The following is a 23,108-nucleotide window of genomic DNA, read 5'->3' as shown; positions in this document are numbered from 1 at the left end:
TTAGACTATGGAAGTTGATTTTTTACTAATTGGTCAGGGATTGGCAGGTAGTATTTTGTCTTACCGCCTGATAAAGGCAGGGTTTAAGGTCTGCCTGGTAGACGATGGTAGCCCCGCTAGTAGCAGTAAGGTGGCTGCCGGACTTTATAATCCCGTTACCGGTAGAAAAATGGTAAAAACCTGGCAGGCGGATATACTGTTTGACGAGATAGAAGCGTTTTACAGGGAATTGGAAACCGTTTTAAACCAAAACTTTCTGCATCCCACCGGCATCTACCGGCCGTTTATATCCTACGAGGAACAAAACGAGTGGCTGTCCAAAAGTGCAGATTCTCAGTACGACCGGTATATCGGAAAAATAGTACGGGAGCCGGGTTTTCCCGGGGTGAGTGACCCTTTTGGGGGATTGTTGCTCAAATCGTCCGGTTACCTGGATATTAAAAAGATGCTGGAAAGCTACCGATCCTGGTTGTTGAAAAGGGGAAGTCTGATCCAGGGCCGCTTTTCGGAAGCGCAATTGACAGAAGATGCTTCCGGCAATTGGCAGTTTCAGATTATCCGTGCCCCAAAACTGATTTTCTGCAATGGGATCGGAGTGAAAGACAACTCCTTTTTCAACTGGGTTCCTTTTACCCCGGTGAAGGGAGAAATATTGACGGTAAGGCAGGCGTTTAAATCGCATGAAATAATCAACAGAGGGGTTTTCAGAATTGATTTGGGAAATGGGATCGGAAAGGTGGGGTCTACTTACAATAACCGAGAAATAGATCTGGAGCCGACCGCCTCGGGTAAGCGTGAGATTCTGGATAAGTTACGACAACTGGTCCCAATCGAGGTTTCCTCGATTATTGATCATCAGGTAGGTATCCGGCCGGCAATGAGGGACCGGCGACCGGTGATGGGAAGGCATCCCAAAAAAGAAAACGTTTTCCTGTTTGGAGGGCTTGGGGCAAAGGGAGTTTCTCTGGCTCCCTATTTTAGTAAAGAAATGACCGAATATTTAATTTCAGGAAAGGAACCTCAAAAAGAAGTGAACATAAATCGTTTTTTTAAGTATATTTAAGATATTGGCAAATAATTGGAAGGCAAGTAAATGAGACTTAAAAATCTAGCACTTATTTGGGTACTGGTTTTCTGTGGCTGCGGCGGTTCGCTAATGGCCCAATTTGATCAGGAACGATTTGGAAAAAACAGGGTTCAGCATAAAGAAAAAGATTGGTACTTTTTCGCATCGAACAATTTCGAGGTTTATTATTACGACGGTGGGCAAACCAATGCCCGAATGGCTATCGATTTTTTGGAAGAAGAATTTGATGAACTAACCCAGTCAATCGGCTATGTCGCCTATACCAAGCCAAAAATATTTATTTACAATTCGAATCAGGAATTACTGGAAAGTAATTTAAATCTGAACAACAATAACTATACTGTAGATGGTCAAACCTTTTTCAGTAAGCTGCTTGCCGAAGTAGCCTATTCCGGCTCCTGGGAGTCTTTTAAAAGTGAGTTACTGTACAAAACGTCAAAAATAATTATCGAAGAAATGCTGTACGGTTCCAGCATTTCTGATGCCTTCCAGGCCAATCTCATTAATAATTTCCCGGATTGGTTTATTGACGGGGCCGCCCGCTACCTGGCCTATGAGTGGAGCCGGGAAATGGATGATTTTGTCAGGCATTACCTTCGGGACAACGAAAATCCCAAGCTCTTTAAATTACGGGACAAGGAAGCCGGGCTGGTAGGGCAGTCGATCTGGAATTACATTGTAGAAAAGTATGGGAGAAGGTATATATCCAGTATCTTAAATCTAAGTAGGATCAATCGAAACGAAGAAAACAGCATCTCCAATACCCTGGGGAGAAGGTTCCGAGATTTCACAAACGAGTGGAGGAATTTTTACACCGGGATTAACAAGGAGGTTTTTCAAAACTTCAAAGACATTAACGAAAGTAATGTCCTTGTTTCCACTCCTAAAAATAAATACGGGGCCCTTTCCAGCCTGAGTTTTAGCCCTGACGGTAAGCACCTGGCCTACGTTCAAAATGTGGAAGGAAAATTCAAAGTGAAGGTCAGGGATCTTTCTAGCAGCAGGGAAAGAGTAATCCTTAGAGGAGGTTACGCCTCCTACGAGCAGCAAGCAGATTACACGACCCCTGCATTGGCCTGGAGAGATACGCTGAACCTGGTAATCGCAACCTTTAAAAGAGGAGTCACCACCTTGCGTATGCGTGCCATTGATGGGAGTAGTCAGGATAAAATATTTTTGCGGAACATCACCCAGATACTTGACCTGGATTTCGCTCCCGACGCCCGCACCATGGTGCTTTCCGCTATCAATAATGGGAAGACCGATATTTACACCCTAAATATGCGAGGCCAGGGCAGAAGGATCACAAACGATATATTTGATAACCGAACGCCCATTTTCCTGAACGACTCCACGATCATATACTCCTCCAACAAAACGGATTTGCCGGATAGTCTGATGACAGGGGTAATGGATGTAAATCATTTACCGGACTACTACAACCTATTTCAACTGAACCTTGGAGACAGTACCTACGAAAATCGGTTGACAAACCTGAACCACATCAACCTGCAGCCTAAAAAGCTTAACAATGCGATGATTCTTCATCTCAGCGAACAAAGTGGTATCACCAACATCATGCGGCTTGGTTTAGGCAATTCGATTTCTAGTCAGGTTTCTGCCTTTAATAAAAGCCTGGAATCTTTTGATTATGATCTGCAAACGAATAAATGGGCTTATGCGGTAAGAGACGGGAGTCAGAGTAAATTGATTGTGGAGACCTTTCCAAACCTGGACCAGTTTACACCCAGCACACCCCGAATCCAGTTGGAGCAAGCCAAGATGCTAAACGAACGGATCTCCAACCGGAGAATTCAACGGGAAGATGAAAGCGGTGATGAATCAGATCTTGAGGGGGAAGAATCCGTCGATACTACCGATAATGAGGCCGTAGAATTAGAAAACGCAAGCCCAGAAATGGCAGAAGCCGACTCAAGTGCTGCAGTAAATAATCTGGAAGATTTATTGATCGGAGGAGCCGCTGAGGAAGGCAATCTACCTGATGCCAGCGAACCGATCCTCCAGGACAGCCTGCCGGAAGCTAACGAAGCGCAAACCACCGCCATCAATGTGGATCGGCTACGGTTTGAAAGGGAAGATGGATTGGATACGGATAATTACACCTTTGACACGATTCCAAATCTCTACGGGCAGGAGTCGGCCCGCGACCAGGAAGAGCAAACTTCCCCGGCAGAACGAAGAAGCAACATCTTGGATGCCTTCCGGCAGCAGAACATGGTGAAGCGGGTTCAGGGTCCAAGGAACTATATTCCTCAGTTCATCACTACCAGCCTGAATACCTCCTTTGTTGTGGATCCATTGAGAGGTTTCGGTATCAACCTGAATGGCCGAATGACCGATCTTCTTGATAATCATTCGATAAAAGGAGGAGTCATGACGGCCTTGGATTTTCAGTCCGGCAGCGATTTGTACTTTGAATACGAATACCTTAAATACCGTCTTGATATCAGGGGGAGATTTGACCGAAGGTCCATTTTAAGAGAAGAAGGCGACCTCACTTCCCAAAAATACGTTCTTTCTAAATCAGAGATTGGCGTTTCCTATCCCTTGTCGGTTAGTACCCGAGTGAGTCTGGCCCCATTTATAGCAAAAAGTCAATACTTCAACCTAAACCCCGATTCCATTCTCAGGGGAAGTGACGGCCCTCAAAACCGACTGGATATCAATTATGCTGGAGGGAGAGCCGAAATAGTGGTGGATAAGACCAGGCAGCTGGGACTTTACATGGAACAGGGGTTGAAAGGAAAAATCGGAATGGTCCATTATCAGGGGCTCAATATGGTTGAACGCTCCTTTACAAATGCCTACCTGGATCTTCGCAATTATCAGAAAATACATAAAAACATTACCCTGGCGACAAGACTATATGTCGGTAGTTTCTTCGGTAATAACCCACAAAAATACCTGGTAGGAGGGATGGATAACTGGCTATTTAACCAGTTTCACCAGCCGCCAACCAACCGACCGGAAGTTTCGCCAATCCGGAATGAGTCAGGCGTGGAAAATTCCGATCTTTTGTTTGCTGAATTTGTAGACTTACGAGGATTCGATTACGATGAAATCAGGGGGAATAATGTGATTACCTTTAGTTCCGAATTGCGGATTCCCTTATTTTCTTACCTCTCCAGAGGAAATATCACCTCAAATTTTATCAGAAACTTTCAGTTAGTCGGGTTTTATGATGCAGGGTCCGCCTGGACCAATGCAGCACCCTGGGAAAGGGTAAACGATCAAAATACCGAAATAATCAATACCGAAGGCTCGCCATTTGTCATTACCCTAAATAATTTCAATAATCCATGGTTGCAAAGCTATGGAGCAGGCATACGAACCGTTTTGTTAAATTACTACGTGAAACTTGACGCAGCACGACCAGTTCGAAATTACTCCATAGAAAAGACAAGATTCTATGTAACTTTGGGGTATAATTTTTAAAGACAAATCTTTTGTGATGATAAAATCCATGACAGGCTTTGGCCTGGCTGCCTTTGAAGACCAGAATTATTCGATTCAGATTGAAATAAAAACACTGAATTCCAAGTTTCTTGATCTTAGTTTCAGGTCTCCCAAACAGTTTTCGGATAAAGAAACGGAGGTAAAAACCCTGGTATCTGCTGCCCTGGAGAGAGGAAAGGTGATGATCTCCATTGAATTTGTGTCAAAAATCGAAGACGAACTTCCCATCGTGATACAGGAAGAACTTTTTCAACGTTATTTTCAGAAATATGCTGAAATGGCTGCATCGGTGGAGACCAATACACCGGAACTATTCAAACTGGCACTGCAATCTCCGAACGTGGTGCTTTCAAATTCGGACAAAACAGGCAGTACAGAAGCGTGGGAAAAAGTAAAGGAAGTGCTAGTACAAGCCTTGGAAGAATGTGACCTCTCCAGAATCAGGGAGGGGGCTGTATTGATGGAGAAATTTTCCGAAAGCCTGGACCTGATTCAGAGTAGTCTGGATTCCATCAAGGAATTGGTACCGATTCGTAAAGAACGGCTAAAAAATAAAATAAAGAATAATTTTTCAGACTGGGTCAAAGAGCAGGATTTTGATGCCAATCGCTTTGAACAGGAATTGATTTACTATTTCGAAAAGCTGGATATATCAGAGGAAATAGTGCGACTCGAAGCGCATTTAAAGTTGTTTTCGCAGGTGCTGTATTCGGACCGATCCGAGGGTAAGAAAATGGGCTTTGTGAGCCAGGAATTGGGTAGGGAGATCAATACCATTGGCTCCAAAGCCAATGATGCCACGATACAGCATCAGGTGATCAACATGAAAGATGAACTGGAGAAGATAAAGGAACAGGCATTAAATATTTTGTAGTCCCTCCTTATTTGGCCGCGAATTTCACCAATTCGTCCAGTCCTATCAGGTCTAGTGTTTTTTCGTGTGTAGCCTCCAATAGTACTTTGGGAGCGACATTGGCATGGTAGGCCTGAATCCATCGGGTAAGACATAGGCACCACTTGTCACCGGGGTGTAAGCCTGGAAAATCGTATGCTGGCCGGGGCGTAGTCAAATCGTTGCCCACCGACTGGCTAAATTCCAAAAATTCTTTGGTCATGATCGCACAGACGGTATGGGTACCTGTGTCATCTGCACCGGTGAGACAATATCCATCTCGGTAGAACCCTGTTTTAGGTGAGAAACAGCAAGGTTTAAGGGCTAGTCCAAATACGTTCTTTACCATAATGGAGGCAGTTAAATAAAAAAACCATAGATGGTAACACCTATGGTTTTATATTCAATGTAACATTTACTGTTAGAAATTAGCTTAGCTTAAATCGGATCGGAAGTCTCATTTTTACTCTAACGGGACGTCCACGCTGTCTTCCTGGTTCCCAGGCTGGCGCATTTCGAACCACTCTCATGGCCTCTTCATCGCAGCCTCCGCCGATTCCCCTCAGGATGCCAACATCCTGGATGGAACCATCCGTATTCACTACGAAAACAACGTACACGGTGCCTTCGATTCCCATCCTTCTGGCTTGAGTTGGGTATTTCAGGTTATTAGAAAGGTATTTGTTCCATCCTTCCATTCCTCCCGGAGGGGTAGGCATGTTTTCCACTACATCGAAGATTTCCTCTGCTTTTTCCTCAACGGGTGCCTCTGAAATCTCAACCTCTTTAATGACGGTTTCTTCCTGAACATCCACGTCGAAGTTTACTTCGATTTTTTCTTCAATCTCCACCTCATCGGGGATTTCCTTAATCTCAGGCTGCTCTACCGGTGGCGGTGGTGGTGGCGGTTGCTCCGTGATCGGAATATCTAATAATTCTTCAAAGTCGTCATCGATCGATCCTAAATCCTTGAGCAGGCCATCATTATAAGACTTGTACTCAAAAGCGAATAGAACCAGACCAACACTGACCATCAACCCAAGGTTCAGGAACATTCCTGTTTTCTTGCTTAGATCAGCTTTTGGTGTTTTTTTGGCTTCCATGGTATAATTCCTTTTTTATTTTATTGATTCTGTTTGTGTATTCCAAGTAACAATCATAACAAATTATTTTTATTTATACAAGAGTGCTACCCTTCTTATTCATATAAACAAAAATAACTGTACCAATAGTTCCCCCCAATATATTGGTGGTAATATCCAGGTAATCAAAAGATCTGCCCGGAACCAGTACTTGCAAGTACTCTGTGAAGATAGCAATAAAAATCCATAAAACTAAATAATTAGTAAAATATTTTGATTTTTCCCGCTTCTCTGGGTTTAGTTTTTGGCGAATAACCCTACTCCAGAGAAATGCCATTCCGAAAAACATTCCAAAATGGATTAATTTATCCGAACCATAGAAACGGGGAAGCTCCGGAACGTTGCTGCCAGGACTAAATAGGGCATAAGCCATGCCTATTGACCATCCGAATGCGAGCAATTTTCTAAGATTCAAAGTTCCTCCTTTATTGCCCGATCAGCGATTCGTACTCCTCTGGTGAAAGTAAAGCCAGGTCCGCATCATCGTCTAATTCGATTTTGATCATCCATCCTTTGTCATAGGGATCGTCATTGACTAATTCCGGAGAATCTTCTAATTCCTCATTTAATTCCAGAATTTTGCCACTGACGGGCATAAATAAGTCGGAAACCGTTTTTACGGCCTCTACAGAGCCAAAAATCCCTCCTGCATCCAGGCTTTCCCCTACGGTGTCCACCTCTACAAAGACGATGTCTCCTAATTCCTTTTGAGCAAAATCGGTGATGCCTATTATGGCCGTCTTACCTTCTATTCGGACCCATTCGTGGTCTTTGGTGTACTGTAAATTTTTCGGAAAATTCATTGGCTAGTCGTTAACGGTTCAAAAATACAATGTTTCTTATCAGGACAAAATTATTGGCTTAAATTAAATGTCAATTGTCCTCCAAAAGAGGTTGAACTTCTTCTGAAAGCGGTAGATACTTTCGGATCGTTGATGGTTCGGTCAAAATAAAACTGAATATTCAGTTTTTGATTGACCACATACCCCACACTGGGCCGCATCTGAACGTTCAGGTTTCCATTCGTTAGTGTGTTTTCTCCCTCGATTTTCCGCTGTATGGTATTCGTATCCACGATTCGGGTAGAAATCCGTATGGTCAGGTCGTTATTCAACACCTCTTGTCTCCCTTGAATCTTGAAGGGTACCTTTACTCCGGCCTTGGTATACCCCAGGTCAAAGCGAAAGTCCTGGCTGTTTTGTTCCGTTACCTGGGCATTGGAAAAATTTAATCCGATGGTTCTTTGGGTATTGTATTCAAAGCTAATATTCATCCGGTCTTTGGTCAGTAAGTCCAAGCCAATCAGGGGGCCAAATTCCTCCGAAATGACGACATCGTTCAAAATCATAATGGGGATATATGACCCAAATTCATCGGTCATGCTGGGCATGGGAAGTTGTTGCAGGGTATTGTACAATTCCAATCCTTCCTGGTAAATCAGGGCATTGGAAAAATTACTGACTTCATAGCGCGAAGTATAATTATGCGTTAGGTTAATGGAAGAAAAGTATTCGCTTAAGGCAGGTAAGCGGGCCAGTCCCCGGTATTCTAACCGCCAATTTGGTAGCGGAAATTTGGGGAATGGATTCAGCGAAACGGAAGAGGCTTCTTGACCCGAATAAGCAGCTAAAAAGGCGGGGATTAATACATTTTGCCCGTTGATGTTATAGGCCCCACCCGGATTTTCTGTTTCCAGCCTGGACTGGATAATGGTACGGTAGTTTTCAAAGTTTGTGAAAAGAGGCGAAACATTTTGCGTGTCCTGGCCATTGAATACTGTTTTCAGGATGTTGTAACTGATGCTGTAGGAGCCCAGCCTGTTGGGATTGACCGAGGTGAAATCTTCTTCTCCCGGTCCGGACCTGCGAAATATTTCACTATAATCCCCATTTTCCCGTTTTCGGAAGTCTACCGTAATCCGAAAATCTGTTAATGGCTCTATCAGAGAGCTGACCTGTAAGTTTTTAGATTGGTTTTGACGAAACGCTTGCGTAAGCGAGCTGCTGGCAGCCAAAACGCCCCGATTGGCCAGTTCGAAGCGGATGTCACTGTTTTGGCTTCCCATTAAAAAGCCAAGTCCCGGATTTAGAAAACTACGGTCCATGCCCAGTAAGCCCGTGTTTGGAAGGTAGCCGGGTAGGAAGGTACCTTCGGTGATCTGATACCTGAAATTCACCTCTTTTATCATCATCAGAAATTTCAGGGCATCTGCCACAATACCTTCGGTGGAGGGTTCCTCGTCCTCTTCCTCGTCATCGGAGGCGGCAGGTGCAGGAGTGCTGCCGGGTATGCTGGGACGTTTTGGCGCATTCAGGGCATTGAGTCGCTTGTTTTTATTATAGAGTTGTACCAGATCCAACTTGCCCGAAATCGACCGGTCCCGTGAATTCTGAATGACATTACCCAGGGTGTCTTTTTGCCCAATGGCGCCGGTGAGCCAACTGTAGGTAGCTTCATACCTCAAGTCGGCACTAATCCAGTCTGTCAGCGGCGATTTTTCCAGCGGGACGCTGTAGTTTACCACGGCTTGCTGGTTGTAGTTAGTGGTCCTGCCCAGTCTTCTGATATTGTTTCTCAATGAATCCAGTTTTCCCTCCGTATCCAGGTCTCCTTCTGGTTCGTCTACTACGGCGCTTACGCTGGAACTCACATCTACCGAGAGGCTTTCTGTGAGGTCCCAATTTAAACTGTAAAAGCGGTTAATGTAAAAACTTTTCTGAAATAAGGGATCGACTCCGGCCGTACTGAGTTGGTCGTTGCGGTTTTGGGTGCGCATAAACCTTCTGTCCACGTCGATTCTTGCCGAAACCTGGCTGGGGGAAAAATTGATATTGAAATCCCGGATCAATTGCAAGTGGTCGCTTCGCAAAAAGCCTATTTTTTGAAAGGGGGTGACCACCAGCGGATCCGGCTGGTAATTATAGGCAATACTTCCCCTGTAGGTTTCGAAATTGTAACTTTCCAATTGGGTATTGCTCTGCCTTACGGAGCCGTAAGCATAGGAGAAGGAGAAGTTTTCCAGGTCATAGAGCCGGTTGGTTTCTTTTTCAGGGTCCCTGATTTTGCGCACATTGTTCAGACTAAAATTATTTCGTTTGGACTGGTCCAAAACCAGGTTTTGATAGGCCTCCCGCTCTGAATCCGAGCGGAATTTCTGCAGGGCTATTTCGAAAGGAACGTCTGGATTTAAGGGGTCAAACTCCGGTTTCGTGGAGGAGTTTTCCACACTTACATATAGCGGAATGCTGAAGCCCATTCCTTCCGGTAATATTTTATCCACACTTACATTGGCCGAAATGTCGTATTGGGTGGTGGATTCCCGAGCCCTTTCCGATAACCGGGTTTCCAATCCCCCAAAGCCGAAGGTATTGTGCCTTATGGAGGAAGAAATCGTAGCCACATCCGCAATTTGAGCATTTAATCGGGCATTGGCGGCCCAACCGGAGGATTTATTGAAATCAGTGGCCCGCAATTCATTCGCCCAGACACAAACGGATTTGCTGGCTCCTCCGGTATTCCCGGGGTTGCGGATACCAATCATCATTCCCTGTATGAAATTCAATTCAGGCCGGCCCACAACGGTGATCCGGTATTGCCTCACCTGAACGGAATAGGGGAGGTTCTGAGGCCGTTGGTTGTTGTCTCTTTCCGCTTTCACCCCTACAATTTCATCGATCCCTACATCAATTTCATTTTCCAATGGCCAGATTTGCCGGGGATCTCGTGTGCCGGGTGGTGTGATGTTCAGGGGCACCTCGATTTCGTAATAATTGTCGGTGTAGTCCGTACCGATACGCAAGAAGGCTGTCAACTCGCCATCGTTGGCATCCTGACTATCGGCATGCAAAAACATTTTAAGCCGGCCGTATTGGACCAGGTCCTGGCTGGCATTCTTAAATACAGCCCGGGAGTCCCTGCTTTGAAGGTTTTCCACACAAAGCCGCAGCGATTGCTCGTTCAACTGCCGCTCTATGGTGGAGGTATTGTCGCGATCTCTGAATATACCGGGAGGCAATACATAAGGACTTTGGTTTTCGCCTCCTTGCCCGTTTTCTTCAATATTTACGACGCCGACGGTTAAGTTGGAATTATCCGGTTCGGGTATTTCGGAAAATCCCTTTTCAAACAGCGATTCCTGAAAAATGCGCCACTGACTACCCACCAGCCGAAAATGCCCCATCCTCATAACCACAGGCTGTTGAAAATCGGTGAGATAAGTCCGGATAAATCGGATCGACTTAAATCCGGATATATTTCCTACCGATGCATCCGGCTGCCGGATCGGTATCCTGAACAAATACCAGTCGACCTCTTCTCCGTTTTCTACGTGTGTTACCCGGTCTACGATATTGTTCTCACCTACCTCAAGTTCACCAGGTCGAAGATCTACTTCGTATTCGTAATAGCTCTCTACCTCATTTAAAGTATTATCGTTATTCAGATCTTCATTGTCCGGTACGTTCGAACCGGAAGGCGTGTAGGGCAGGTTTGTATTGGAAGTGATGGGGGTATTCCCTTCCAAGCCGTTAAACCGCTTGTATCGTTCCAGGATTTTAACATCGTTTTGGTCAAATTCACCGTCCAGGTAATACTGAAAATCATCTGCGGCAGGATCTTCCCTGATCCGCTCCAGGGATTGGGGGGTTACGTTTAACCGGTTTAGAAATCTATCCTGGTAAAATTCGGCCTCCTCTTCGCTGCTCAATCCATTTAACCCTACGTCCTGATTCTCCCGGGCCTCTGGGGAATTGTCAAACGCCGGGGTGAGAAACTGCTGGTTGGTTACCCGCCCCCATTCATTGGTAGCAGTACCTCCTGTCTCTCCATCAGCTGGAAGGCCGTTTTCGAATGCATGGCGGCCATCTAAGATTACGTCTTCGGATAATTCTCCCAGGTTAAAGACTAGTTTTCCTCCAGTGGTGTTATTTTCATTGAAGATACCATCCAACACTCGTCCATTAGGCCCTGGAAGGAAGGGGTCCATTAGCCAGAATTCAATGTATTCGATATTGGTCCGGTCAAAGTCAACTTCTGAGGTAATGGCCCGGGTAACGCCCCCGTAATTTTCCCTCGGATTGGGAAGCAACCCGGAGGCATCCAGCGAGGGATTGAAGTTATACATGCCTCGTTCGTGTGGAAAATAAGCCATTTCAAACAAGGGCTCCGGGGTGATCAGCACATCCCGGTTTCGCCCCTTGAAAATTTCCTGGGGCAGTACCCTGCGTACATAATGGTTTCGCCGGTCATCATTGGTAATGTTTGGTGGGACACCTCTTCCTGAAGGTCTGTAAAACACGTTATCGATGGAATACCAGGCCAGCCGGGCCCGCTTGTAGGCATTGCCCAGCCGATCCTCGGTCATGGGACTTTCATCGAATTGGTTATCTTCGGTGGCGGGGGTGGCGGCTAGTTTCCAGTTTTGGGGGGAGGACCCTAAATTGAACGGGATAATGGCAGTCTCAAAATCATCAATATAGGAGGCTCCTTCTCCATCCACCTGATTGGAAGTGCCCGGGATAAGGTGGGCAAATTCTCCGCTAAACTGAATCAAGGACGGTTCTTTGGTCTCGGTAAAAGGCAGGGCATCCGCCAGCTTGGTGAGAAATAGGGATTCCTCATCGTAGTTCACGTCCAATCCCCATAGAGAGTTCCGAAGGGTTTCATTGCCGGTAGCAATTCTTGAAATATTAGGTCTTTCGTTGAGGTAGAGGAAGGTACCGCCGATGTTGAAATTTTCATTGACCATGTAATCCAGGCGAGTACCCAGCAAACTCCGCGTCTGAAAGGATACCAAATCAGCCTTTTCAAAACTGACGCTGATTCGTTTGCCGGATTGTAAAATGCCCTCATTGATAATGACCACCCGGCCGATATTGTAATCAACGGTGTAGTCTACTCCCTCTGTCAGCGGAATGTTCCCGGCAGTTACCAACACGGATCCCTCGCTGATATTGAGGCCAGGTAGCATGATTTCGGATGCTGATCCGGAGGTAAAACTGCCTTTCAGGAAATATTTATTCAGCCGTGTCACCAGCTCAGCATCTGCCTGGGTAGTTCGATATAAGGTATCGTAAACAAATTTATCTATCAAATTAACCTCAGAGGGTAAAAAATTGTCTTCAAGGGTCTCCCCGAAGGGTTCTAACACCGGAAAGATTACCAGCCCCTGTTCGGGAATCATGGTTAGGCCTTGCACAAAGTCAAAATTGCCATCTGGCTGCGGGTCATTTTGCGGATTGAGGTTATCCAGTTTCAGGAGGCGGATTAACGGGATGTCTTTGACATTTTCCCCCTCCAGCAGGCTGGGGTTGTCCAGGCCTGTACGGTCATCCCGATAAATAACCTGAAGCTGAAAGCCGTCTTTCTGAATTTGGTTGGCATTCAGGTTGTAAATATTTTTCATCATCAGGTCCCAGGTAGGGATCCGGGTATTGATCCTGGCCGGGCGGAGCATTTTCAGGAAGATGACATCGTCTTCTGATCTGTTTTGATAATCTTCTGATAGTTCTCCTACCTTATAGCTTTGACCGTTATAGGTGTATTCGTAAGATACGGCAATGACTTCATCATTCTGGAGTTTTCGGGACAAACTGAAATAGCCTAACTGCCTATGAAAGGTATATTCGTTTTCGGCCAATTTACGAGCACCATTGATTTGCTCAAATTCCACGCCTCTCTCCAGTCCCAAATCAGAACTGATGGCCGTGGCAGCCGTCTCGAAATCCCGGTAAGCGGTATTGCTCCTTAGGGTATTGTAAAGTTCGTTGGCACTGTTGGCGGCGGGAGATTGGGGGGTTCCCTGACCGATGCCGGGGTTTTCCGGGTTATAGATGCGTTGCCCTTCTCCCAGGTCCATAAAGGCGGCGAAGTTTCGTAGGGTTTGGGTGTTATTGGCCCGGTTCATAATATAGACCTCTACCCGGGTGATCTGTACTCCTGACAACACCTGAGGGAGACCTCTTAACCAGTTTTCATAGTTGTTTCTAAAAAAATGGCCCAGAAAAAAGTGGCGGTTTTCATCGTAAGCGGAGGCCCGGACTTCAAAGGGCCTGCCTTGATTTCCTCCTTCGATAACAATTTCATCCCTTCGTCCCCGCTGGGTGGAGGCGACGGTTGTCATAAAAAGTTTACCAAACTGCATCTGTGTTTTTACACCAAAGAGGTTTTGCGCCCCCTGAATCAGGCTGTTTTGGATTGGCATGCTGACGTTTCCAATTTCTATGGTTTTCAGAATGTCCTCGTCGAAGCCGGCATATTCCACCTTTAGCTGGTTTTCGAAATCAAAGGAATTGTTGCTGTCAAAATTGGCTCCAATCCGTACTTTTTCCCCCAACATGCCGTTGACGCTCATTTGTATTTGTTGATTGAAGTTGAATCCACCATTGCGCTGTTGCCTGATCGGAATGGATGGGTTATCAATTCTTCGGAAGATGCCACCAAAATCCAGGTTTACATTTCCTGTAGGCACAATGGTAATTTCATTTCCACCAAAAATCCGGTCAAAAGTAGGACTCATGGTAATGGGAGGAATGAGGCCCCGTCCCCCAACCGCACTCTCGCCGTCAAGCCCTCTGGAGCGGTTTCGCCAATATTCCTGGCGGATGCGCAATTCCTGCATCCGCGAATAATCTTCAAAGTCCAGGGAATACCCCGGATCCAGGGAACCGGAATCCAGATCCTGATAGATCCTGTAATTTACCGCTGTATCTACTTCCACTTCAATCCGTTGGTTTTGATTAGGGGATAGTATAAAAGGGGATTTATTTCGTAAAAATGGATTTTGATAGGGGTAAAGCGGCTGGGTATCGAGATCGTCCCAAAGCAGGTAAGAAGGTAATTCCTTTCGCTTGTTTAAGGTGTCCATCTTGGTAGGAATGGTATCGGAAGCCGGTTCCTGATAGGCATTTGCTACGGAATACGACATACTCAACACCAGACTAAACACTCCCGGAAGTAGAATGCTGTACCGATGAAATGACTTTATTCTCCAAAAAATATTTGAGAAACTAAAGGCCAATGTTGCTTGGTTATGATGACGACTTTAAAGATGCTTTAATTAATGCTTCCAACGAAACATCTGGGCCACTTTTTTTCAAAACAGTCTGGATATTTTTCTCCGCCTGCGCCTTGGTAAAACCAAGAGTAATCAAGGCTTGTAACGCTTCCTGTTTTAATTTATTGCTGCTTTGAATAAAGCCAGGGATTGTACCATCGCCAGTCGAAATTCCTTCTTTCTTAATTTTATCCTTTAGTTCCAAAACGATACGTTGGGCAGTTTTTGCACCGATCCCTTTTACCCGTTGAATGGTGGCGTGGTCGTTCTGTAAAATGGCCTGCTCCAACTCTTCCACGCTCAGTGAGGAAAGGATCATCAAGCCGGTATTAGGGCCTACACCATTAATGGAGATCAATTCTAAAAATGCTTTTTTTTCCGAAGGCTCTTTAAACCCATACAGGGTATGACCGTCTTCCTTGATATGCTGATAAGTATGCAGGTAGATTTGTTCTTCTTCCTTTACCTTTCCGTAAGTGGTAAGTGAAATTTTGACTTCATATCCTATCCCCTGTATATCAATGATCACATAGGTCGGATCCTTGTAGGTAAGCTTTCCTTTTAAATAAGCGATCATGGTGACTCGACACTTTGGGCATCCACTACAGCAATGGCTACCATGTTGACAATTTCCCTAACCGAACTACCAAGTTGGAGTACATGCACGGATTTATTCATTCCTAATAGAATTGGTCCTATGGCTTCGGCATTTCCGATTTCTGACACCAGTTTGTAGGCAATATTCCCGGAAGCAAGGTCGGGGAAGATCAGTGTGTTCGCTTTATTGTTGATCAACGCACTGAAGGGGTAATTCTCTTTTTGGATATTTTCATCCAGTGCCACATTGGCTTGCATTTCGCCTTCAATAATGAGTTCCGGAAAGCGGTCTTTTGCTTTTTGGGTGGCCAGGGCTGTTTTGGTTGGGACATTTCCTTTTGCGGATCCGAAATTGGAAAACGAAAGGATAGCCACTTTAGGGTCAATATCGAAAAACCGAACGCCGTTGGCCGTGAGTCCGATGATCTCCACCAGTTCATCAGCCGTAGGATTTTCATTGACCGTGGTGTCGGCAAAGAAAAAGGGCCCTTTGTCCGAGTTAATGATGTACATACCGGCTACGCGGTCCACTCCTTTTTTTACCCCAATAATTTGTAGTGAGGGCAATACGGTTCGTGGATAATCTTTGGTAAGTCCTGAAATTAGTGCATCTCCCTCGCCCACTTCTACCATCATGGCCCCGAAGTAATTCCGGTCTTTCATGAGTTTTCGTGCCTCATAGGGAGTCAGCCCTTTCCGTTTTCGCTTGTCGTAAAGAATTTCACCAAAACGCCTGATCGTCGCTTTTTCTTCGTTGGGATCAATAACTTTTACCGATTCCAGATCCAGTGAGTTGACCCTGATCAGTTTTTTTATTTTTTGGCGGTTACCCAGCAGAATGGGCTCTCCGATACCTTCATCCCGGATTAACTGGGCGGCTTTCAGGATTTTGGGATTGTCTGCCTCGGCAAAAACGACACGTTTGGGCTCTTTCTTCGCCCGGGCAATGACACGGGACATCAACCGCTGGTCTATTCCTATTCGTTCCTGCAGGTCCAATTCATACGCTTCCCAATCCTGAATATGGGTTTTGGCTACTCCGGAAGCCATGGCAGCCTTGGCTACTGCTGGGGCAATAGTGGTAATCAGCCGGGGATCCAACGGTTTGGGGATCAGATAGGTTTTTCCAAAGGCCAATTTGGTTTCACCGTAAGCTTTGTTGACAATATCGGGTACCGGCTCCTTTGCCAGGTTGGCAATCGCATAGGCTGCTGCCAGCTTCATTTCTTCATTGATACCCGTAGCCCGCACGTCCAGTGCTCCTCTGAAAATATAGGGAAACCCGATGACATTATTGACCTGGTTGGGATAGTCCGACCGGCCGGTTGCCATGATGATGTCTTTTCGGGCTGCCATGGCTTCTTCGTAGCTTATCTCGGGGGTAGGGTTGGCCAGCGCAAATACAATTGGATTGGCAGCCATGGACTGAACTTGTTCCTGGCTGATAATATTACCTGCAGAGAGGCCCAGAAATACATCAGCCCCCTTCATAGCATCGGTGATGTGATGAATATCTTTGTCGGTGGCAAACATTTGATGAATTTCGTTAAGCCCGGGTCTGTCCTGCCGGATGACCCCTTCGATGTCACACATGATGAGGTTTTCCAATTTTACCCCCAGGCCAACGTAAAAACGTGCACAGGATACCGCCGCTGCTCCTGCACCGCTGACGACGAGTTTAATGTCTTCTATACGTTTGCCGATCATCCCCAATGCATTCAGGAGGGCGGCTCCGGATATAATGGCCGTTCCATGCTGGTCATCGTGCATGACCGGGATTTTCATCAATTCTTTCAATCTCTTTTCGATGATAAAACACTCCGGAGCTTTGATGTCTTCCAGATTAATCCCACCAAAAGTCGGCTCAAGGGAGCGAATAATCTGAATTAAACTGTCCGGATCGTTTTCGTCAATTTCCAGATCAAAAACGTCTATTCCGGCGAATTTTTTAAACAATACCCCTTTTCCCTCCATAACGGGTTTGGAAGCTTCCGGACCGATATTTCCCAGTCCCAATACGGCAGTACCGTTGGAAATAACGGCCACAAGGTTGCCTTTGGCGGTGTATTTGTAGATGGAATCCGGGTCTTCCTGTATGGCTTTGCAGGGTTCGGCCACGCCAGGAGAGTAGGCGAGGGCGAGATCAAGCTGACTGGAAAGGGGCTTAGAAGGTATCACTTCTATTTTTCCAGGTTTTTTGAATTGATGGTAATTTAATGCATCCTCTTTTCTGATCTTCATTAATAGGCTGGGGAAAAATGGTACAAATTAGGACTTAGTTTTCTTCTTCCTCATTTTCAAATGAAGTGGCTTGTAAAATGGTTTCAATTTCCCGAAGAGAGGCTCTATGTGCCTCATTGGGGTAATAGACAAATCCTTCCATGTAGAATAGTTTCCCATTTTTGTCATCTACCACCGTATACGACAAAAAGGATCCCCCCATGGATAAGTTGTTGGTCTTCCAGGAACCCCGCATCTCAATACTGAATTTACCATCAATCTGCGTGTTTTTGAAGACCGGAGGCACCTGCTTTTCGGTCACCAAATACGATTCTTTAATATCCGGGTCGCCAAATATACGCGTTTTGGTAATCTCATCGCGGAAAGCAATGATGTTTTCCGGAAAGACCTGCGACTCATCAGTGTAATCCGTTTCGTAGAAAAACAGGCTTATGTCTGGTTTATCGGGCCTGGGAGTAGGTTGTCGAAACCATAGAAACTTTTCTTCTTCCAGTACGAATTGGTAAGAAGCGGGCAAATTCAGGGTTAGGCCAAATTTTTCTTGGGATTTGGTGCTTGCTATCCCATTTTTTCGATTAAACAGCGCCCTGGCCAGTCCTTCTTTTTCCCTGTTGATGAAAAAATTCTGAAGTTGGGTTTTGTTGGCGCGTAAGTTTTGGACCAGTTCTTCTTCATTTTCTCCAAAGAGGTACATCACCTCCTGGCCTCTGGCAAATTCATCCTTATTTCGCAACATGAATAGGGATGAATCTCCTCTGCTCATCTCCACGGATTCAGGCGTAAATTGATTATTGATAACCCTGCTCGCAGGACTGGAGTCATCGAAAGTGGTGACATATACCATGTTATTGGCCATCTTCAAGATCCGGGTTAGTGCTCGCGGATCCACTTTTCGTATGTAAAACATGGATTCAGAACGAATAATACCTGGAATATCATCTTGGAAGATATCCCTTAACGCATCTCCAACCGGTCCTGCATATTTGGCAGAATCGATCACCAACAGGATTTCTCCAAGCGATCCCCGGGCCCTGGGTTTGTTGCTGGAGGAATCATTCTCGCTACTTCCCTCACAAGAAGCAAGGGCAAAAGCTGCAAATAAAACGAAAATGTATAATCTGATATTTTTTTCCATAGGGTAGTTTTTTACCTAAGCCTAAATTAGGAATAATTGCCTATTGAAAAAAATAAAATTAAAAAATTAGTTTTAAAATTATCCAATAATTAATTTTTGACCCGGCTTGATTTGGTTTGTATTGAGGTTATTCAGCTTTTTAAGCTGCTCTATGGTCACTCCTTCCAGTCTCCTGGAGATTAACCATAAGGAATCACCGGGCTGAACGGTATACATTTTCCCGGCACGGGTTTCAGAAACCGCAGGTTGCTGGGAGGAAGCAATGCTTTTTTCAAAGGTGGGGTTATCCTGGTAGATATGAATTACCTGGCCAACGCGAATGGTATTGGAATACAGGTTATTCCATGACTTTAACTGGCTGACAGAAACACCATATTGTTGTGCAATTTTCCCTAAAACGTCCCCTCTCTGCACCCGATAGGTAAGGTTGTGGATCGGTTTTTCCGGTTCATCGGGTAGAGATGCCAGGTACCGTTCCTTTTCTACCATAAGGGAGTCTACCAGCCTGGGCTGGTTTTCGGTGATGTAGGCATGCATGTACTTGGGAACATTGATTGTCATGTTTTTCTTAAAATCAGGTACTTCTCCTCTAAGAAGGGAGGGATTTAAGTACTCCAGATCTTCCAGACATAATTCGGTGTGTTTGGCCAAATCCTTCAGTGTAAATTCGGCACCCATACTTACTTTATCAAAGTCCATGGCATAAGCTGGTTCTTCTAATATCAGATTATGTTCTTCAGCGTGCCGGAGTACGTACATGATGGCTTGAAATTGGGGAATATAGCTTCTTGTTTCGCGGGGTAAATAGCGATAAATACCCCAAAATGTCCTTTTCCCTCCGGATCTTCGGATGGCTTTGTTGACATTTCCCGGGCCACAGTTATAGGCTGCCAATGCCAGTTCCCAGTTGTTAAACCTTCGGTTCAGGGCTTTCAGGTACCGCAGAGCGGCATCCGTGGATTTTTCCGGATCAAGCCGATCATCAACGTGGCTGTTGATGTATAACTGGAATTCTTTTCCCGTTGCAGGCATGAATTGCCACAATCCGCTGGCACCCATTCTCGATCGGGCACTGGGATTCAGCCCGGATTCAATGATCGCCAGGTATTTAATGTCTTCCGGCATCTGGTGCTTGTCCAATGCCTCGTCAAACATCGGAAAATACATGTCCTGACGGGCTAAAACCATCCGGGTATAATCCCTGTTTCGAACAGTAAAGTAGTTTATAAAAGCAAAAATGGTCTCGTTAAGCTCAAATGGCATGTCGGTTTCCATTGCCGAGACTCGCTTTTCCACTTCTTCATAGGTGAAGTCCGGTATATGTTCATAGTCATAATAAGGAGCTACCGTGGCCGTACTTGCCTCTCCTTCCGATAGACTTACTACCTGATCCTGTGCAATTGCTGCGGGTAAAAACAAAATCCCGGCAAGCAAGCCCCTCAACACGTTTTTTAAAAATCCTTCCCTCATATCCGTAATCATTTATTTACTAATTAGTAGCTGCCCGCTCACTTAAGTAGTTAGCAAAGGCATATAATTCCGCTTCTTTAAACGAATTGGTCATAATCTGCAGACCAATGGGCAAACCATTTTCATCCTTTCCGTTTGGAATGGATATGGATGGAACTCCGGAGACGGAGGCCTGCACGGTAAAAAGGTCTTCCAGGTACATGGCCACCGGGTCATTTGAATGCTCCCCAAATTTGAAGGCCGTACTCGGAGTTGTTGGCAAAACAATATAGTCGAACTTGGTCAATAAGTTTTCAGTGAATTCCTTGATCAACCGCCGAACTTTCTGGGCTTTTGTGAAATAGGCATCGTAATAACTGGCACTCAACACAAAAGTCCCCAACATGATTCTCCTTTTTACCTCCTCACCAAATCCCTCGGACCGGGTGAGCTTGTACATGCTTTCCAGATTGTGGGCATTTGATGACCTATACCCGTATTTAACACCGTCAAATCTGGAAAGGTTCGAGCTGGCCTCAGCAGTGGTCAATATATAGTAAGTTGGTAACACATAATCCAATAAAGGGAAATTCACCTCCTCCACCTGATGACCTTCATTTTTCAGGTTGTCGAGTACCTGCATTGTATGTGCTTTTATTTCCGGCTGCAGAGCATCCGAATGCACCGTTTCTTTAAGATAGGCGATTTTGGCAGGCTTGTCAAAATGAAGCAGGTTGCTGTACGCGGGAACGGGTTTGCGTGAGGAAGTGCTATCGTATTCATCCGGGCCAGCCATGGTTTCCAATATCAGGGCATTATCTCTGACATTTCTTGAAAAGACACCGATGGTGTCAAAGGAGGAGGCATAGGCAATCAACCCAAAACGGGAAACCCTGGAATAGGTAGGTTTGATCCCAATAACGCCAGTGAAAGCTGCCGGCTGACGAACGGAACCGCCCGTATCTGTTCCGAGCGAAACCGTACAAAGATTAGCTTGCACGGCTACAGCGGACCCACCCGAAGACCCGCCGGGCACACGACTTTCATCCAGGGCATTCAGTACGGGACCATGTACCGTATTTTCATTGGAAGACCCCATACCAAACTCATCGCAATTGAGTCTGCCAATAATGATGGCATCCTGGTCAATTAGCCGTTGAATGGCGGTAGCGGTAAACTGAGATTCGAATCCTTCCAGAATTTTGCTGGACGCATTGGCCACATGACCCTGATAGCAAAGGACATCTTTGATCCCCACCACCATGCCTGCTAGTTTGCCTGCTTTACCAGCAGTAATTTTTTCATCTATGGCAGCCGCCTGCTCCAAAGCAGAGGGTCCATAAACTTCAACGAAGGCGTTTAATTGCGCCTTCGTCTTAATGTTGTTTAGGTAATAAGTAACAATCGCTTTACAATCCGTTTCCTTTTTTTCCAGCGATTTTTTTATCTCATCGAATGAAAGAAATTTTTCCAACCTGTTATTTTTTTGCTTTTTTGTTGTCATCCTTCAGTCCTTCCTCCAAATCATCCTGAATCTCTTTGGTGGCATCTTTGAATTCACGGATACCCCTACCCAGGCCTCTGGCCAGTTCAGGAATCCTTTTTGCCCCAAAAAGAAGGATGACTACCAGAACGATGATCACAAGTGATCCTCCTCCGATATTTTGTATAAAACCCAATGTACTCATGTTTTGCTTATTTTGATTATGAAATTATTACAAATATAGAACTGTGCTTTTCTAACGCAAAGGAAATAAAGCATGTTGTAATTTTTTTTTCTAAATATACTAAAATTTAAGCATTATTTGCTAGAAAGCCAAATACTTGGGTCCATTACTTCCAAACCTTTCCAGGTTTGAAAATGAAGTTCGGATATACCGTCGGAATCCGTATACACTGTGCCAATTACGGTGGATGTATTAACATCCTGGCCGGATTTCACTGAAATGGTTTTTAGCCGGCTGTACATCGTGTAAAAATCTCCGTGTTTAATAATAATGGTTCCCCCCATACCCGGGACAGTGGTTATTTTGGTAACTTTCCCGGCAAATACCGCTTTAACTGGAGCGTTATTGTTGGTTTGAATATCGACGCCGTCATTGGTTTCGGTGATTCCTTTTAGCGTAGGGTGCGGATAGGTTCCGTATTTTCTGGAAATAAAACCGGATTCTACCGGCCAGGGTATTTTCCCCCGGTTACTGGCAAAGGATGTGGAAAGTGCGGTAGCTTTGGGCGCAGCGGGAAGGCTTTTTTCCGCAGGCTGCTCGGTAGCTGCCTCGTTTTCCCTTGCTTCTCGCGCTCTGGCCAGTCGCATTTCTTCCTCGATCACTCGTTTGATCAATTGATTCAACTCTTCCTGTTGCTTTCGGGTGGCAGCAATTTCTTTTTTCAATGCCTCTTCCTTTTGACTCAACGAACTTACTAATTGCTGCTGTTCCGCTTTTAGCTCATTTAGCTCCTTCCGTTGTTCTTCTTCCTGTGCCAATACCGCGAGTTGATTGGAGCGCTGTGCCTCCAGTTCCTGTTGCTTTTGGGTCAGGTCCTGACTAACTTTTTCCATCTGTTCCACCTGCTTTTTACGCGCATCGCTGTATTGTTTGAGGTATTTTAGCCTCATGTAAAACTGTTTGAAGGTGGCAGAAGTGAAAATAAACGCCACGAGGTTTACGCCTTGATTCAATTTGTACGAAGTATAAATCATTTTTGCATACTCTTCCTTCAGATTTTTCAGTTCCTCCTCCAGCTGATCGATACGGGAAGAGGTCTGCTGTATTTCTTGTTTTACGAGCCTCAATTCCCTGTTTAACGTGGCGATGTAGCTTTCTCTGGCTTCTAGTTTTTGATTGACGGCACGCAATTCTCCCAATGAAATCCGTTTTTCATTCGTCGTTCTTTTTAATACCGTATCAAACTCCCGTAGCCTCTTTTGAATCCTGGCTTTTTCTTCCTCCAGCTCGGCTCTGTTGGCCGTTACCTGTGCTGCTGATGGACCCGCCATCAGGAGGAGAGCAAAAACCAGTAGGAAAACTGAGCGA

The 23,108-nt window shown here is 45.3% G+C and carries 15 protein-coding genes; 3 read left to right on the top strand and 12 right to left on the bottom strand.

Going from position 1 to position 23,108, the window contains the following annotated elements; all coding sequences use genetic code 11:
* Positions 1-7: 7 nt before the first annotated feature.
* From GJS45_RS17080 to GJS45_RS17070, 3 genes are read left to right on the top strand one after another with little or no spacing between them, the layout of a single operon-like run.
* Positions 8-1,063, top strand: a complete 1,056-nt coding sequence (locus GJS45_RS17080) for an NAD(P)/FAD-dependent oxidoreductase (protein WP_162343072.1) — start codon at positions 8-10, stop codon at positions 1,061-1,063.
* 30 nt (positions 1,064-1,093) lie between these two features.
* The gene (locus tag GJS45_RS17075) at positions 1,094-4,543 is read left to right on the top strand and encodes a biopolymer transporter Tol (protein WP_162343071.1); all 3,450 of its coding nucleotides are present in this window, start codon (positions 1,094-1,096) and stop codon (positions 4,541-4,543) included.
* Positions 4,544-4,559: 16 nt separating this feature from the next.
* Positions 4,560-5,438, top strand: a complete 879-nt coding sequence (locus GJS45_RS17070) for a YicC/YloC family endoribonuclease (protein ID WP_202928112.1) — start codon at positions 4,560-4,562, stop codon at positions 5,436-5,438.
* A 7-nt stretch (positions 5,439-5,445) separates the two neighbouring features.
* On the opposite strand, the gene GJS45_RS17065 is transcribed toward GJS45_RS17070, so the two are convergent.
* The 12 genes from GJS45_RS17065 to GJS45_RS17010 all read right to left on the bottom strand — a co-directional run bounded on the left by GJS45_RS17065 (position 5,446) and on the right by GJS45_RS17010 (position 23,071).
* Positions 5,446-5,805, bottom strand: coding sequence for a DUF2237 family protein (locus GJS45_RS17065; protein WP_162343070.1), 360 nt, complete (start codon positions 5,803-5,805; stop codon positions 5,446-5,448).
* A gap of 79 nt (positions 5,806-5,884) precedes the next feature.
* Complete coding sequence (locus GJS45_RS17060; RefSeq protein ID WP_162343069.1) at positions 5,885-6,559, bottom strand: energy transducer TonB; 675 nt, start codon at positions 6,557-6,559, stop codon at positions 5,885-5,887.
* 73 nt (positions 6,560-6,632) lie between these two features.
* Positions 6,633-6,971 (bottom strand): VanZ family protein, encoded by a 339-nt coding sequence (locus GJS45_RS17055; RefSeq protein ID WP_162343068.1) that lies wholly within the window; start codon positions 6,969-6,971, stop codon positions 6,633-6,635.
* A 52-nt stretch (positions 6,972-7,023) separates the two neighbouring features.
* Positions 7,024-7,401: a glycine cleavage system protein GcvH gene (gene gcvH, locus GJS45_RS17050; protein WP_162343067.1), complete on the bottom strand. Its 378-nt coding sequence runs from the start codon at positions 7,399-7,401 to the stop codon at positions 7,024-7,026.
* Positions 7,402-7,451: 50 nt separating this feature from the next.
* A complete protein-coding gene (sov, locus tag GJS45_RS17045; RefSeq protein ID WP_162343066.1) occupies positions 7,452-14,522 on the bottom strand; it encodes a T9SS outer membrane translocon Sov/SprA in 7,071 nt (2,356 codons plus the stop codon).
* A 103-nt stretch (positions 14,523-14,625) separates the two neighbouring features.
* Complete coding sequence (gene ruvA / locus GJS45_RS17040; protein ID WP_162343065.1) at positions 14,626-15,228, bottom strand: Holliday junction branch migration protein RuvA; 603 nt, start codon at positions 15,226-15,228, stop codon at positions 14,626-14,628.
* Entirely contained in the window at positions 15,225-17,489 is a 2,265-nt protein-coding gene (locus tag GJS45_RS17035; RefSeq protein WP_162343064.1) for an NADP-dependent malic enzyme, read from the bottom strand. The genes ruvA and GJS45_RS17035 overlap by 4 nt, the downstream gene beginning before the upstream one ends.
* A 34-nt stretch (positions 17,490-17,523) precedes the next feature.
* Positions 17,524-18,624, bottom strand: coding sequence for a DUF4837 family protein (locus GJS45_RS17030; protein ID WP_162343063.1), 1,101 nt, complete (start codon positions 18,622-18,624; stop codon positions 17,524-17,526).
* Positions 18,625-18,702: 78 nt separating this feature from the next.
* Positions 18,703-20,094: a lytic transglycosylase domain-containing protein gene (locus GJS45_RS17025; RefSeq protein ID WP_162343062.1), complete on the bottom strand. Its 1,392-nt coding sequence runs from the start codon at positions 20,092-20,094 to the stop codon at positions 18,703-18,705.
* A gap of 19 nt (positions 20,095-20,113) precedes the next feature.
* Complete coding sequence (gene gatA, locus GJS45_RS17020) at positions 20,114-21,547, bottom strand: Asp-tRNA(Asn)/Glu-tRNA(Gln) amidotransferase subunit GatA (protein WP_162343061.1); 1,434 nt, start codon at positions 21,545-21,547, stop codon at positions 20,114-20,116.
* A 4-nt stretch (positions 21,548-21,551) separates the two neighbouring features.
* Complete coding sequence (locus GJS45_RS17015) at positions 21,552-21,761, bottom strand: Sec-independent protein translocase subunit TatA/TatB (RefSeq protein WP_092176689.1); 210 nt, start codon at positions 21,759-21,761, stop codon at positions 21,552-21,554.
* Between the two features lie 113 nt (positions 21,762-21,874).
* Positions 21,875-23,071 carry a murein hydrolase activator EnvC family protein gene (locus GJS45_RS17010; protein WP_235954831.1) on the bottom strand — a complete coding sequence of 399 codons (1,197 nt, stop codon included), beginning with the start codon at positions 23,069-23,071 and terminating at the stop codon, positions 21,875-21,877.
* Between the last annotated feature and the right edge of the window lie 37 nt (positions 23,072-23,108).

The organism is Cyclobacterium salsum, assembly GCF_010119245.1.
In the GTDB taxonomy this organism is placed as follows: domain Bacteria; phylum Bacteroidota; class Bacteroidia; order Cytophagales; family Cyclobacteriaceae; genus Cyclobacterium; species Cyclobacterium salsum.
Note: the sequence above shows the minus strand (reverse complement) of the source record. Positions and strands in the feature narration are given on the sequence as shown.